This is a genomic window from Chitinivibrionales bacterium (assembly GCA_014728215.1).
Taxonomy (GTDB): domain Bacteria; phylum Fibrobacterota; class Chitinivibrionia; order Chitinivibrionales; family WJKA01; genus WJKA01.
The window spans coordinates 1-13,045 of record WJLZ01000019.1; the positions used below are offsets into that span (position 1 = coordinate 1).

Sequence of the window (13,045 nt, forward strand, 5' to 3'; positions counted from 1 at the left end):
CCTTTTTCCTGCAAATTTCTAAAATTTTATTTCTTTCATTATTAATCGGAGTTTTTGCAGATTCAGATTTCATCCTATTAATGAAGCTGTCGAACTTCTTTTTCAATTCATTTATTTGCGGATATTTTGATCGTATTTCGTATTTACCCGGGTCCATAAATCTTTCAGTATCAAGAAAATCAGCATCTACCAGACAAGAAAAAAGCATCCTTACCCATAAATGAAGGTGTTCTTTGGATTTTTGAAATTCTTCATTATTTTTCACATTTAAGGGTGACGATTTTGGCAGGCTTTTGCTCATGAAAACATTTGTTTCATCAATTTTCTCTAGAATTTCAATATCTCTCAAATCGAATAATCCATTCAATGGATCTTTATATATTCTATTTAACAAATCACCACCTGCATAATCTTGATCCCAATCAGGTAATCCGGCATGATGGCCCGCTACTATATAACCGATGATTCTTGCTAAAGCATCTGCTTTTAACTTTGGTAATCCACACTGTCCAAATTGTTTAAATGCAAGGACGGCCCCAGCTGTGCTATGGTTAGGCCTGTTTGAAAATCCTTCTATATGAGCATTCTCTTCGTACCCAGATGCTTTTTGTAAATAGTTTTGCCATTTTGGTAAAAATTTTCCTAAATCATGCCACAATCCAGCTATTTCAGCCCACTCTGAAGCATCAAAAAGCGATGCAAATTCATTTGCTTTTTTGGCAGTCTTGTTCAAGTGTTCAAGCAAACTATGAAGCCTGTACGCACCTTCTTCATTTTTTGCAACATGGGCTATGTTTTCCATCCATCCTCCATTTATGGTTAATCCTTTATGCAACGGGACGATAGATTACAGGAATACCGGCCTGAATCTCATATCGAAATTCAAGCAAAGTACACCACTGAAACTGACATAAATCAAACAGGCGCTCAACCATACACATTCCTTTCAATACGGCAATTCTTCTGTAAATTTACATCTAAATATATTTACTTACTAAATGTTAATTCAACCTTTACTTGTCATATATTTACATTCTTTTTTTTCCAATTGTTTTCTTCAATTCCCTGTCGATCATTTTCACCAGGGTATATTCGGCGTCGGCGAGGGCTTTCCGTTCTGCTTTGCATTCCTGTGCGGCGCTGTAAATATCATGCTGTTTTGCTTTGATTTCCCGTTGCTGTGCCTGTTCGATCCACAGTTTGCACTTGGCACTGAATTCGGAGCGTATTTTCAGCAAAATATCGTGAACATCGGAAAGCGGCATTGTTTTTGAGTATGTTGGGGGCATTTTTTTGAGTTGAACGTTGAAAGTTAAAGGTTAAGGTCAAAAGTCAAAGGTGATGCACTGAGCTTGCGCCGCGCTGAGCAATTCGAAGTGTGCCAGCCACACAACAGGAGTGGGCCACACAATAGAGGACGAATGGGCGTCGCAAATGCTCTTCGTGCAATTTTTTCCTTCTCCCATCGTTGTCATCAATCCTTCTTACTCTTTTCTTTCATAATATATCCCTCTCCACTCTCAAATCATGAGAGCATGTAAAGGTTTTTCATTTTTTTAATAGTTTGAGCAATTTGTTGTCGCAAGGCAGGAGGATGGAGAACTTCGGCATGCTCCCCCCATTTGAGGATATCCATGACCAGTTCCTTGCTGTTCCCGTAGGGGATTGTGAGGATATAGTCGCCCTTTTTGGTATGTTCGCTTTTCTGCTGTGGGTGCCAGGTCTCCTGGGAGACTTCATGGGCGGCGATCCCGGTGAATTTTATACGGGCGATATGGTCTGTTGCGCCTGAAAAGATGCCGTATGCTGCGCCGAAATGGGAATCGAGCGTTGAACGGGGAATCTGCTTTGCTTTTTGGGGCAGCAGTGTTGCCTTTCGGATTCTGTTGAGCGAGAAGGTACGGAGATCGTTGCGAAGATGACAGAAAGCATCGACATACCAGATGTCCCGGTAGAGGAGAAGGGTTTGAGGGGAAATGGTACGTGGTCCGTCAGGTGGCTTGCCCAGAGGATAATAATCGATAACCGCTTTTTTGCCGTGAAGAACGGCCTGGGCGATAGCGGTAAAGACCTCATTGTTTGCACTCCTCCCCCCTACGGTCAGGACTTTCAGTTTTTCATCCCAGGTTTGTGTCCCTATCCCCTGTGCAGCGCAGAGGGATTCTATTTTCGGTGTAATCGATGCAGTCAGATTGTCAAGAAGGCCGTACTGAAGGCTTTCGGCTGTTTTCTGAAGAACCAAAAGCGCGCTGAGTTCCGAAGCGGTAAACCAGAGGCCCGGGAGTTCCCAGGATGATTGGTCTGGTGCATAACGATACCCTTTATACTGGTTGTCGTAAACAACCGGCGCTCCCAGTGTGTCCCGTAAAAAGGCCAGTAATCGATAAAACGTTGCCGGCGAACACTCAAGCTCATCACGCAACGCGTTCATCGGTGCAGGATATCGCCTTTTCCGGAGTGACCGGTGCAGGGCTGTTACCTTTTCCCAGTTTGCCATTGTTGATTTCTCCCTCAATCTTGTCCAGAATAGAATGCCGATAACGCCGGTAATCGCCGATCGGAGAGACAAAAATATCCGAATTTCAGTGTTCTTCGGCCGGCTTAGTTGTCCTCCTCAAAATCATTTCCTTTACCGCTGCGGGTCAAGTATTTTTTTTCCTCGCGCGATAGTAAGTTTCAGATCCTCGAAATTGGTACTTTATGTTTGGGTATGAGCGGTTAACAATAAGGACAGGCGTGCTCAAAGGGTTTTTGGTGGGGGAAAGCATTCCCCCTGGTCTGAGCTCAACCTCCGCATACGCTACGGCTGATCTCTGACGCACCCCCTTCTGCGGGGACACCCCGCAACGCCCCGATATTGTGCCCCCCTATTCAAAAAACTTGATGTTGATTCTTACACAAAGGGAGTCATATGTAACACAAGCACCACAAAGGTTACATATAAATACCTGTGTGTAAGCCAATTTCAGATGTTGAAAGAAGATAATTTCGCCGTTAAAACCACATAACCGATTGATTTTAATTCTACAGACATACCGGCTCTAAGAGCCTGTAAACCCCATCTCAACTGCAATTATAAAAAAACTCAATGCTTACCACTCAGCCCACGCATGCCGGCATTACCGGCATGAATATAATAAGCATTTTCCAAGTGGGTTTTTAAAGGGGATGGAGATCCCCTTTCCTGATCATACATCCCTCCCCTTTCCAAATGCATTCATTTCAATTTAACTCCTAATCCTTATTTTACCCCCATTCCCCTACCGATGTTTTCACTCCTTCACCATCACGGGCAACAGAAGGGTTTAAGAATTTTCTTTCAATGCCGGTGTTTTTCATTTTTCCCTCTCATAAGCCTGCATATTCATAGTTTTTTTAAGATAAATTACACTGATGAATGGAATATTTTATATCATTTTACATCAAATAGCGTGCCAACCGTTCATTTGAATTGAATGGCCAAATTAATGAAGGCATTTTCGGCAATTTTTTGTTATCTTTATAAGATAGGCGAATAAAAGAACTTAGAGCATGTATCTATTTCTCTGCCCAGTGCCTTTCGGGGAAAGCTTTGGCTCACTGGTTAATCTCTGGACTTCTTGGAAAGGTTTTATAACAATGATAAACCGAGGATGGCTTAGGGTAATTGTCGTTTCACTTTTCACCGCAATTTACAGTATTGCCGTTTCAAATACCTGCCCGTCATTCACAAAAAAAGATATCGCGGTACTCGGCAACCGCTCCGATGTGCCCGAAGGGTGGTTTATTTATGCCCCGGGAAACACTCACGGCATCTACAAATCGCCACTCAGTCAATACGACCCCGCCCGGATCGATAACACCGGCAATGATGCCGTCAAGTGCCTGGATATCAGCCCCGATGGTGAATGGATCGTTTACCTTCGAAGTGCATCAAACGGCGGTTTCATCTACATTATGAAACCTGATGGAAGTCAACGGACAACAGTCCCGGTCCGGGGAGTCGGTAATGGATTTCCCCGGGGCACCGGTTTTTATCACAACAGCCCTAAGGGCACAGAGATACTCTACAGCGCGAGCTGGCAGGTCCTCAGGGCCGTTGAAGTCGACCTGAGTTCCTCTCCTCCCCAATTCGGCGACCATCGAACAGTCATTGATTTCTCTGATGACCAGGGGAGTCCTCAATTTCACACCTATGGCTGGCAAGAAACGATCAGAGTTAACGGAAGTCATTTTTTCTCTCAACTGGTAACGAGCGGCGAGGTATATAAACTTGTTTTTGTTACCATTCCCAACAACGGACAGGGTATTGCGACCATGGATAACGCCTGGCGGTTTACCGATATGCCCGACACATCCATTTACGGATGCGGCATCGCCCTGTCCTTTGAAGGCGACCGGGCGTTGTGGAATCCCGGAAGCCAGGGAGACAGAAACTGCGTTCCCAACCGGGAAAGCGGTATGGACCACAAAGGCTTTGTGGTCGCTCCCTTTATGGAAAAAGACGATCCCCAGGTGGGAATACATGAGATTATCGATGAGCACGCGATCAGTGTCAACTGGGCGCCTCCCCAGTACCGTTACGGCTCACCCAGTCAGGTAGATTTCACCGGCTGGTCTTTTACGAACAACGGACGGTATGTTTCCGGTATATTATGGGGAGAACAGACCAACGATCGAGGGGTCTGGCTCGTCGATTGGGGTTCAAATACCTGGACACACCTCACCGGTAATATGAATGTTGAATGCGCGGCAGTTCATTTCGGGCAATCACAACCCTATAGTGTAAAAAACCCTTTGCGATTCAATCCCTTACGCACGGCTGGAGAATATAACCGTACCACGCTCTATACAATTAGCGGAAGACGGATTCGAAAAAGCTCGTTGACACAAAAGTCAATTGCCGGGCCGGGTGTCTATATTATCCGAAATAAAAATTATAACACCAAAGCGGTGTATGTGCGGTAGGGTGAAAGCGATATACCGGGCTTTTCGAAGTGTTGAGCGGTGAAGGTTTAAACTCGGAGATTAAAAGGCAGAACTCAGGATGAACAATAATTACCGGATGGCACTCCTTCTTATGTGCCTGCTACTCTTTGGCTCCTGCATGAATTCTACGCAAACCCAAGGCGGGATAAGTGGAACTGTCAGTGATGCCGAAACCGGGGAGGGTATTCCTGAGGTGACGGTGAGCCTTCAACCGGGCGGTATCAGCACCACAACCGATCGAGACGGCATATACACCATTGCAGGCCTATCTTATGGGGAGTATATCGTCTCATTTGCCGCATCGTGGTTTACGGACACAACTCTGCCTGAAATGAATATTGAAGGCAACGACAGGATAATCGATTGTGCGCTCCATTCGATTTGTCCGGTCTATCCCCCGCGGGAAGCGGTGGATGAGTATGATCCCCGGTACCGGGTGATCAGTCCGGAGGGCAGAGAGATTTTTTATACCGGCGATAAATGCTCTGTTCTGGTTACCTCGGAACCTCAGGGCAACGCCTATGTGGAAATAAGTGTCGACACCGGGCGTTCCTTTTATCCTCTTCCAGGCCGGATCGCCAGTTTCAATCCGAGCAAAGAGTCTTTACATACCTTTATTATTCCCGAAGAATTCGAGAAGGTCGGGCCGGATACATGGAACAGTGAAACACAGAGTTTTGATACCATAAAAGTTTCTCTGGTATCTGATTTCTGTCTGATCCGCCTTATCGATTACAGCAAAAAGCAGTATTACGACCTTTCCAACTGCTATTTTTCCATTCGCAAGCGTTAAGATCCGGGGCCTTTACCGGGCCACCATACACCGGCGTATCATTACCCGATTATCGATTTCCAGACGGAAAAAATACATGGTTGATGCACAGGCCTGCCGCGAGTCATCGACAACATTCCATTGAATGAGTTGTATACCTTTTCGTGCTTTCCCCTGTGCCGGAGTGGCAATCAACCGGCCCCTGGCGTCGTAGACATCGAGCCGCATATTGTGGCCCTCGAGCATTGCGGGAATACCGATCTCCAGCGTTGCTGTCGTTGTGACCGGATTAGGGTACGCCCGAAGCAGCGGTTTGCTGAGTGTTTCCCTGCCGGGAGTCGGGGTTACCGCTACCGGTGCGCAGGGATCAAGAACAATTGAGTCGGGATAATAGAAAATATTCGTATCGACAATCGCATAGGCGCCATAGTGACGAGTGGTATAATACATCGTACTGTCGATCGAATCGATTGCCGGCTTATACATCCGTTTCAGCGTACAATCGGATGTATTGAAATGTCCGAACGCCTTCTCCAGCGTAAACCCCTGTGCTGTCGGCAGGTCGATACGGGTATAATAGCGGCCGATTGTGCCGGGGTGGTCGATGTAAAAAGCGCAATAGCTTTTCGGCTGGATCGGCAAGGATGCCGTTTCGAGGAACGCAAAGGCAAAGAGCTTGCCTGCCAGCAGATCGGATTGAACAGTCAACGTGATCGTTAATCCATCAGGATCGCTGAAATGAAGAGTGCTGTTGGACGGAACGATTACAAAAACCGTGTCTCCCGGCTGCACGACCCTGTTGTTGCCGATGATTTTCCAGCTCTGTTTTGTTGTATCGGCCGAGCCTTCTTTTGCAAAGAATGTCAACGCCTGACTCCCGGCTTCGGCAATCGCCAGCGGCATGGATACTTCCTCGCCATCAAGAAGCCACCCGGTGAGTGGATCGGAGCTTGAAGCGTAATCACGCACCCTGACATTGAAATTAAGCGTGGTATCGCGGGAAAGTTCAAGTGTCCCGCTGTTGAGTTCCGGTGGATAGATCAAAGCGATATCATCCACATTATTCACCATCACATACAACGCTTCTTCGGCGGCAATATCCGAGGTGGTGTTATCCTTTGAACGGATACGAATCGAATACACATCTTTGAACTCATAGTCCAATGAAGCCGCGAGGTATAAACTCGTCTCCCGGATAGTGAAACGTTCGTTGTCGTCGAAGCCGTCACCATCAACCAGCGTATAGGTATAGGCATCCCCCTCCTGCCCATTTGTAGCGAGTCGTCCGATAAGACTTCCCGGAGAAAGATTTTCGTCAACGGTATAATTCGAAAGGGTAATAGTGCTCGAAGACCGCGGTTGATCGGCGATCGTAAATACTGTTTTACTCTGCCCCTGCGGTGAACCGCCGGAAGCATCACTTATTCTCACCAGGCAGTGTGATGACGCTGACGATGATGGGGTCCAGGGGTATATCCCTGTGTTTGATTTACTCGAGGAGAGTACCGACCATGTCGTCCCATTGTTGGTAGACACTTCGATTTTCACCTCTCCCACAGCGCCCCAGGAAGTCCATGCGATTTCATGCGCTTTCCCTTGTGTCCAGACCTCTCCCCCGCGGGGCGAGGTTACCCTGATCATTGAGGGGTTTTCGATGTGTACAGGACCGGTCGTTGGTTCAAGCGGCAACTCGAGTGGAGAATTATCCCGCACCGGCCGCCTGTTGTCGGGGTATCGTCCGTACAGATACCGCACGGTACCGGCTCCCATAACCGGGCCCGAAAGCGTCAGTCGTAGTGTGGAAGCATCGTGCCTGATCGCGGAGAGAACCGCCACAGGATGCCCGTCATCGAAAACCTCAAACCCTGTTATGCCGTTTGACGGGCTGAAATCGGAGCCTCCCCGGTGGGTTAGTGCGATATCGATTGTCCGGCGGTTATCCGAAAATTTTGCCGATGCGATTTCCGGCCCCCGGTAAAAGGACGCATCGCCGTAGTAATATTTCACCGCGTTGCCGATCCGCTTCCCTACCGCATCGTATGTCTCAGTATCAAAGTGCCAGTCATTTCCCTCTTTGAGAGGAAAATCGGCGGTGACCGCGGCCAGAAAAATATCCTCCCCGTTATCACTATCATGCTGCGCTTTTCGAATGCCGGCAATCGATGAATCCGAGGCATGCTGCCCTGAACCAACCCCGAGCTGACAGAGAAAGAAAGGTATACCGGCATGCAGATCGGTGCGGTAATTCGCTATGAGCGTTTGAAGGTCCTCCTGGTATTCGGTTCCCGAAAGCCGGCGTTCAGCATCGGTTTCACCCTGCCACCAGACGATAAGCTCCACCCCGCTTGCGTTGTTCGCGTTGTAAAGTGAATTGCCGTACAGAGTTGTGATATCATCGGGATCCGATGCATTCCGTTTGACCCAGTAATCTCTGGTAACATCAACATAATACCGTTCCCAGTTGAGATCGAATCTGACCGTGTCGGGTGGATACTGATGAAGGGGTGATGAGCCTTTTGATGCCGGAACAAATCCGACTGGAATATCGTATTCTTCACAGAGTACATTGGCAAGTGAAGGAACAAGGCTCGCCCCCTGTCCTTCGGCAACCCAGAATATGTCGACCTCTTCAAGCCAGACCCCACCATGCTCGTAGGGGTCTTCCAGATGCTCCCAGTCATCTTCGTTACTCCAGCACGCGGCAAGGTCATTCGCAGTCGTAAAGGGAGGGTCGCCTGCGCCGATCATATTGGACTGGCCGATACAGAGCACATTGATTCCTACCCCCCACTTATTTGTATCCTTATCTTCGGCGAGGATATCACCGGAAGAACTTCGTGACCGGACCTGTATATTATACCATCCCCCTTGCGGTACGGTGAGTGTTCCTGAAAATTCTCCCCCGGAAAGGCTGGAGGTGAGCGTGGTCCAGTCGACAACAGCGGTGTTGGTGCCATGGTCGACAACCCGGGCCTGAATAGCATCAGGATCACCGGCATACTTTCCGGAAACGGTAACCTCCGCCGAATTCCCGCCGATATCCCGTTGAATCACCTGATAATTTTCAAAGTAGGTTTTAACCCGCCATTTATTGGAGCTTTTCGTTGTTGCAATGACACTGTTGGCTTGATCATAGGAACGAACTTCAACAGCATACCATCCCCCTTCAGGCATATCGAAGGTTCCGCTGTAGGTTCCGGAATCGCCCAAAGACGATAGTGTTGCCTGAGTCCAGGGAATTATTACGAAATCGGTATCCCAGGCTATTACCCGTGCTTCAATCGTTTCGGGCGTTTGTCCGCTCCAGGCGCCTGAAAAATCGACAGCCACGGTTGAATCACCGATTGCCCGCCGAAAACGTTCGTATGTACCGAATTCATCGATCGTCAGAGTATCCGCATAGATACAGGTGGTCACAATCATGCAAAAGAGTGCAGCGCGGCATAAAGGAAGCGATTTCAGAAGCTTCATGCATACCTCCGTGGTAACTGGAGCAGGGAATGTTTTGAGCCTTTATGATCAAGTAATTTTTTTCAGGGGGTGTTTCGCCTAATGCCTGATATTGCTTACGTATGAGGCCTATGAGAAATATAGCCATTTGCGGGCGCAAAAGCAAGGTTCTTTGCAGGGTATACGTGCCGTCTTCAGTCGCTTACATTAAAAAGCGAACCCGATCGATAATTCGCCGTCAATGCCGGCAATTATTTTGGTTATCGATTCGATAGTTTCGGCTTCCTCCGGCTTGCTTTCACCCCAGTCGAATTCTGCTATGGCGGGAAATCCGTATCCGATTCTGAGTACCAGATTAAATGTCTCGCCGAAAATCCATCTGCGCCCCCAGTTTGCGCCGAATTTTAAATATTGAATATCAATAGTATATGTTTCGGATGTATTCGTATTCTGAACTTTTGCATCACTTTGTTCATAATACACAAAGGGTCCCCAGAATGGAGAACTTAATCCGTTATGAGTAATTTTAGTATGATAGTGATGACGATAATGAAGAGCTGCGCTATAACCGCCGGAATTCGCACCAAAAACATATCCCCCCTGCACCATCACTCCATGTTTTCCGCCAAATAAATGCTCATAATTAGCATTCAAAGAGCCGAATGCGATTGAGAGAGGATTGAAATTTACTGCATTTTCAGGCATTGGCGTATCAGAGGGTATCGATTGTCCGCATGCAGTGCCCATCCCAAAAAAGACATTGATAAGTAAAACAAAAAACACATGTCGCTTGTTAAACATATATCAGCTCCTCCTTTGCAAATTAACTTTTTAGATTTGCCGCAAAATAAATACAAATACACTCAATTATGGATGTAAATATGGTTTATGCCGGCACAAGAAATGTTAAAAAAATTAAGCATGGCTGATTTTAAATATTTTCCTCTTGACACAAAAACTCCTTCAATAGTAAACTTCAATTCTATTCCAATGTTTACACGGGCATTTTTTTAACTTTACCCTTAAGGAGGTTGTATGAAAAAATCATCCATCACCGCATTTATCAAGTGTGCGATGCTCACTTCCGCAAGCCTGCTGATTTTTAGCGGATGCAGCAGTTCGTCATCGGGCCCGGAGAACGTTGTTGAAAGCTTTTTTAAGGCGGCAAAGACAAAGGATTTCGAAAAGGCCGTTGAATGCTATGCCCCATCAATACTGAAAGAGCCCGGATCAAAGGAAAAACTCACCGGTTACCTGAAAAGCAGTGTCGAGCAGAAAAAGGGAGTGAAATCATTTTCTGTCACCGGTTCGACAATAAATGAAAATAAAGCTGAAGTTTCTTACTCGGTAACCTACGGCAACGGTGATACGGAGGAAAGCGAAAATACCTGCGTTAAGGAAGACGGGAAATGGTATTTGACACTTAATTAATTTCCAAGGCTGCCGGTTATTTCTTTCCGGCAGCCGACCACTTCTTACCCATGATTTTTCTCCTTACCTCACTCATTTTTTCATGCTCCTTTTTCGTGGGGTGCAACAATGCCTCATCCCTCTCCTGCGATTCTCTGCTCCTTGGTACGGTTAAACAAGGCGACATTATTTTCCTTGAAGGGCGAACCCTCCGAGGGACGGCTGTAAGGGTTTTGGAACCGGGGGGAAACCCCCTCTCCCATCTGGGAATTATTGTTCTTTCCGAAAAAGGATGCGACATCGTTCATGCCGACCCGACTCACCAACGCGATGGAAAGGCAAAGGTAACCAGGGAACCGCTCTCCTCGCTGTTACGCCGTCAAAAGATCGGTCGATATTCCCTCTACCGGCCATCAGACACTCACCGTGCTTCACGGGCAGCCCAGTGGGCACAATACCAGGTAAATACCCATACACCCTTCGACAATGCGTTTGATCTTGAAAGCGATACCGCGCTTTACTGCACCGAACTGGTCTGGAAAGCCTATCTTAACGCCGGGGTGGATATTTCAGGTGGGAAACGCGATACCATCCCAACACCCCTGGGAACACTTCAGGTACTCTTTCCAATAAGAATCATGAAGAGCACAAAACTGAAACACATACTCAGCTATCCGTAATCTTTCTTGACCGGATAATACCAAACATTTATTTCATTCTCTTGCAAGAAAAAGCGTATTCCCATCGCTGTTTTTCAGCAGCATTGTGTCACCTTCGGCTGTCAATGAAACAGCATAACTGTTTTTCTCCTCTGCGCCACGAAAGGTAATCCGTTTATCCTTCAACATCCAGACGCCGGAATCCCGGGCAGCCGAAGTATACCCATTATTATCCGATGAGGCACCGTGCATTGATGACACATTGCGAACATAAAAAGAATCGGGCCGCAGAAAAAACATAACGGCGTCACCGTCGGAAATACGCTTCAAACCCCGATTTTCAGAAGCTCGCCACCGGCCTAGATATTCCGCTTTCGCAAAATCCAGAGGATCTTTCCCCTTTTGACAGAAAATCAACAAACACACCGTCACGAGCATGATACTATTCAGTATTTTCATGGCATTTCCCTCCGCTTAATTGTATGGGGAACCATCGCTTTGCACTCCCCCAGGACCGTTGAAGCAAAAAAAGTGACGCAGCAATAATTCTACAAAAATCAGCATGTTTTGTAAAGAACTTTTTGGTACATTTTATTTGTGCTGCAAATTTCATTCCATAAGATCATGGATCGTAAACTGCATCAAAAATGACACAACGCTCGACAATGCGGTTTATGATGAAAATCCACAATTTTGTCCAAATACCGAAAATCCGTCGTGGTGGGATATGTTTCCGGAGCACAATGTGAGGAGTTAGAGAGAGGCGAACGTATCGACAGGTCTAATCTGTGACTATTAAAGTCTGCTTTTGCCGTTCCGGAAACGTTCTTCCCGGCTCCCGCGATAGGAAAGAAATTTTTTGGTGTCGATCAGCCACGAGGCTTTCCGGAAACACAAATCCCGGTCGTGATTAAACCGGTGGAATGCCCGGCTTACCAGCTCTTTCAGTTGCCACTCATGAATTCGAAGCGGATCGTAGCCTTCGGTTTTGGCCAGAAAAAAGAGACTTTCGAAATTCAGATCGTGCTTCTGAGAAACATTTTTAATTTCGATATACCGGGCGCCGGTATTGATACCGTAGATAAGCTTGGGGAGGTCACAATACCGTTCACGCCATCCGTTCAAGGCGGCGCAGGAATCGAAAAGACTGATTACCATTCCCTTTTTTTCACCAAAATGAATGTTTTCATCATTTTTTCCATCATCGGAATCAAGATAATTATCATAAACGAAGAGGACACGGATCGTATGATCGGTTTGAAGGACTGCGATCTTTTTCCTTGCCCTGTGTAAAAGTGCCTTTAAACGCTCGACTTCACTTTCAAGCACATTTTGCTCAGCAAAACGTTCTTTGAGCTGAGCCTTGACTCGTTCTATATTATCGCCAAGACTGTCAAGATCGGCCAGACGGCGTTTTTCTTCTGCTTTATAGTACTCTACCTTATCCTCCACCGAATCCAGGATAGTGTTTCTTGTTTTCATTTTACCCCGGACATTGTCTATAAAATCATGAATACGGGCCATTTCCTGTTGAAGGCTGTCGTATTCTTCTTTACGCCGGTGTAAAGCATCCGAAGAATGCGATATTTTCCCTTTGTACGCTTCGAGTTCTTTTGAAAGCCGGCTCATTTTTGCCTGCTGATCGGCAAGTGTTTTTTTCTGTTGCCTTGTCACACCAAATTGCACAACCAGGAGGCCAATCGCCAGCATAAGGCATACAAAGATTATTACCGGAAAGATAGTCTTTAGTTTTGTCTTTTCCATGGTAAGTCCTTATCGGAAACAC

At 46.7% G+C, this 13,045-nt stretch carries 11 protein-coding genes; 4 read left to right on the forward strand and 7 right to left on the reverse strand.

Features of this window, described 5'->3' with window-relative positions; genetic code table 11:
- The 3 genes from GF401_01325 to GF401_01335 all read right to left on the reverse strand — a co-directional run.
- Window positions 1–802: CRISPR-associated endonuclease Cas3'' (locus tag GF401_01325; protein ID MBD3343684.1), on the reverse strand; the 802-nt coding region annotated here is incomplete at its 3' end.
- Between the two features lie 226 nt (window positions 803–1,028).
- On the reverse strand, window positions 1,029–1,289 hold the full coding sequence (locus GF401_01330; protein ID MBD3343685.1) for a hypothetical protein: 261 nt from the start codon (window positions 1,287–1,289) through the stop codon (window positions 1,029–1,031).
- A gap of 236 nt (window positions 1,290–1,525) precedes the next feature.
- Complete coding sequence (locus GF401_01335) at window positions 1,526–2,497, reverse strand: WYL domain-containing protein (protein MBD3343686.1); 972 nt, start codon at window positions 2,495–2,497, stop codon at window positions 1,526–1,528.
- 1,121 nt (window positions 2,498–3,618) lie between these two features.
- Here GF401_01335 and GF401_01340 point away from each other — a divergent pair.
- Together GF401_01340 and GF401_01345 are read left to right on the forward strand one after the other, a co-directional pair.
- Window positions 3,619–4,947, forward strand: a complete 1,329-nt coding sequence (locus GF401_01340) for a hypothetical protein (GenBank protein ID MBD3343687.1) — start codon at window positions 3,619–3,621, stop codon at window positions 4,945–4,947.
- Window positions 4,948–5,026: 79 nt separating this feature from the next.
- Window positions 5,027–5,761, forward strand: a complete 735-nt coding sequence (locus tag GF401_01345; protein MBD3343688.1) for a hypothetical protein — start codon at window positions 5,027–5,029, stop codon at window positions 5,759–5,761.
- A gap of 12 nt (window positions 5,762–5,773) precedes the next feature.
- Here GF401_01345 and GF401_01350 read toward each other — a convergent pair whose 3' ends face one another.
- Together GF401_01350 and GF401_01355 are read right to left on the reverse strand one after the other, a co-directional pair.
- Complete coding sequence (locus GF401_01350) at window positions 5,774–9,211, reverse strand: hypothetical protein (GenBank protein MBD3343689.1); 3,438 nt, start codon at window positions 9,209–9,211, stop codon at window positions 5,774–5,776.
- A gap of 186 nt (window positions 9,212–9,397) precedes the next feature.
- Window positions 9,398–9,991, reverse strand: coding sequence for a DUF3575 domain-containing protein (locus tag GF401_01355; protein MBD3343690.1), 594 nt, complete (start codon window positions 9,989–9,991; stop codon window positions 9,398–9,400).
- Between the two features lie 234 nt (window positions 9,992–10,225).
- Between GF401_01355 and GF401_01360 the strand changes: the two genes are divergently transcribed.
- Window positions 10,226–10,621, forward strand: a complete 396-nt coding sequence (locus tag GF401_01360; protein MBD3343691.1) for a DUF4878 domain-containing protein — start codon at window positions 10,226–10,228, stop codon at window positions 10,619–10,621.
- Window positions 10,622–10,671: 50 nt separating this feature from the next.
- Complete coding sequence (locus tag GF401_01365) at window positions 10,672–11,280, forward strand: hypothetical protein (GenBank protein MBD3343692.1); 609 nt, start codon at window positions 10,672–10,674, stop codon at window positions 11,278–11,280.
- Between the two features lie 33 nt (window positions 11,281–11,313).
- Here GF401_01365 and GF401_01370 read toward each other — a convergent pair whose 3' ends face one another.
- On the reverse strand, window positions 11,314–11,718 hold the full coding sequence (locus tag GF401_01370; GenBank protein ID MBD3343693.1) for a hypothetical protein: 405 nt from the start codon (window positions 11,716–11,718) through the stop codon (window positions 11,314–11,316).
- Window positions 11,719–12,054: 336 nt separating this feature from the next.
- Window positions 12,055–13,023 (reverse strand): hypothetical protein, encoded by a 969-nt coding sequence (locus GF401_01375; protein MBD3343694.1) that lies wholly within the window; start codon window positions 13,021–13,023, stop codon window positions 12,055–12,057.
- Between the last annotated feature and the right edge of the window lie 22 nt (window positions 13,024–13,045).

Excerpts from the sequence above, each read along its gene's own strand:
- GF401_01330 (MBD3343685.1), bottom strand. The coding sequence starts at position 1,289 with ATGCCCCCAACATACTCAAAAACAATGCCGCTTTCCGATGTTCACGAT.
- GF401_01335 (MBD3343686.1), bottom strand. The coding sequence starts at position 2,497 with ATGGCAAACTGGGAAAAGGTAACAGCCCTGCACCGGTCACTCCGGAAA.
- GF401_01340 (MBD3343687.1), top strand. The coding sequence starts at position 3,619 with ATGATAAACCGAGGATGGCTTAGGGTAATTGTCGTTTCACTTTTCACC.
- GF401_01345 (MBD3343688.1), top strand. The coding sequence starts at position 5,027 with ATGAACAATAATTACCGGATGGCACTCCTTCTTATGTGCCTGCTACTC.
- GF401_01350 (MBD3343689.1), bottom strand. The coding sequence starts at position 9,211 with ATGAAGCTTCTGAAATCGCTTCCTTTATGCCGCGCTGCACTCTTTTGC.
- GF401_01355 (MBD3343690.1), bottom strand. The coding sequence starts at position 9,991 with ATGTTTAACAAGCGACATGTGTTTTTTGTTTTACTTATCAATGTCTTT.
- GF401_01360 (MBD3343691.1), top strand. The coding sequence starts at position 10,226 with ATGAAAAAATCATCCATCACCGCATTTATCAAGTGTGCGATGCTCACT.
- GF401_01365 (MBD3343692.1), top strand. The coding sequence starts at position 10,672 with ATGATTTTTCTCCTTACCTCACTCATTTTTTCATGCTCCTTTTTCGTG.
- GF401_01370 (MBD3343693.1), bottom strand. The coding sequence starts at position 11,718 with ATGAAAATACTGAATAGTATCATGCTCGTGACGGTGTGTTTGTTGATT.
- GF401_01375 (MBD3343694.1), bottom strand. The coding sequence starts at position 13,023 with ATGGAAAAGACAAAACTAAAGACTATCTTTCCGGTAATAATCTTTGTA.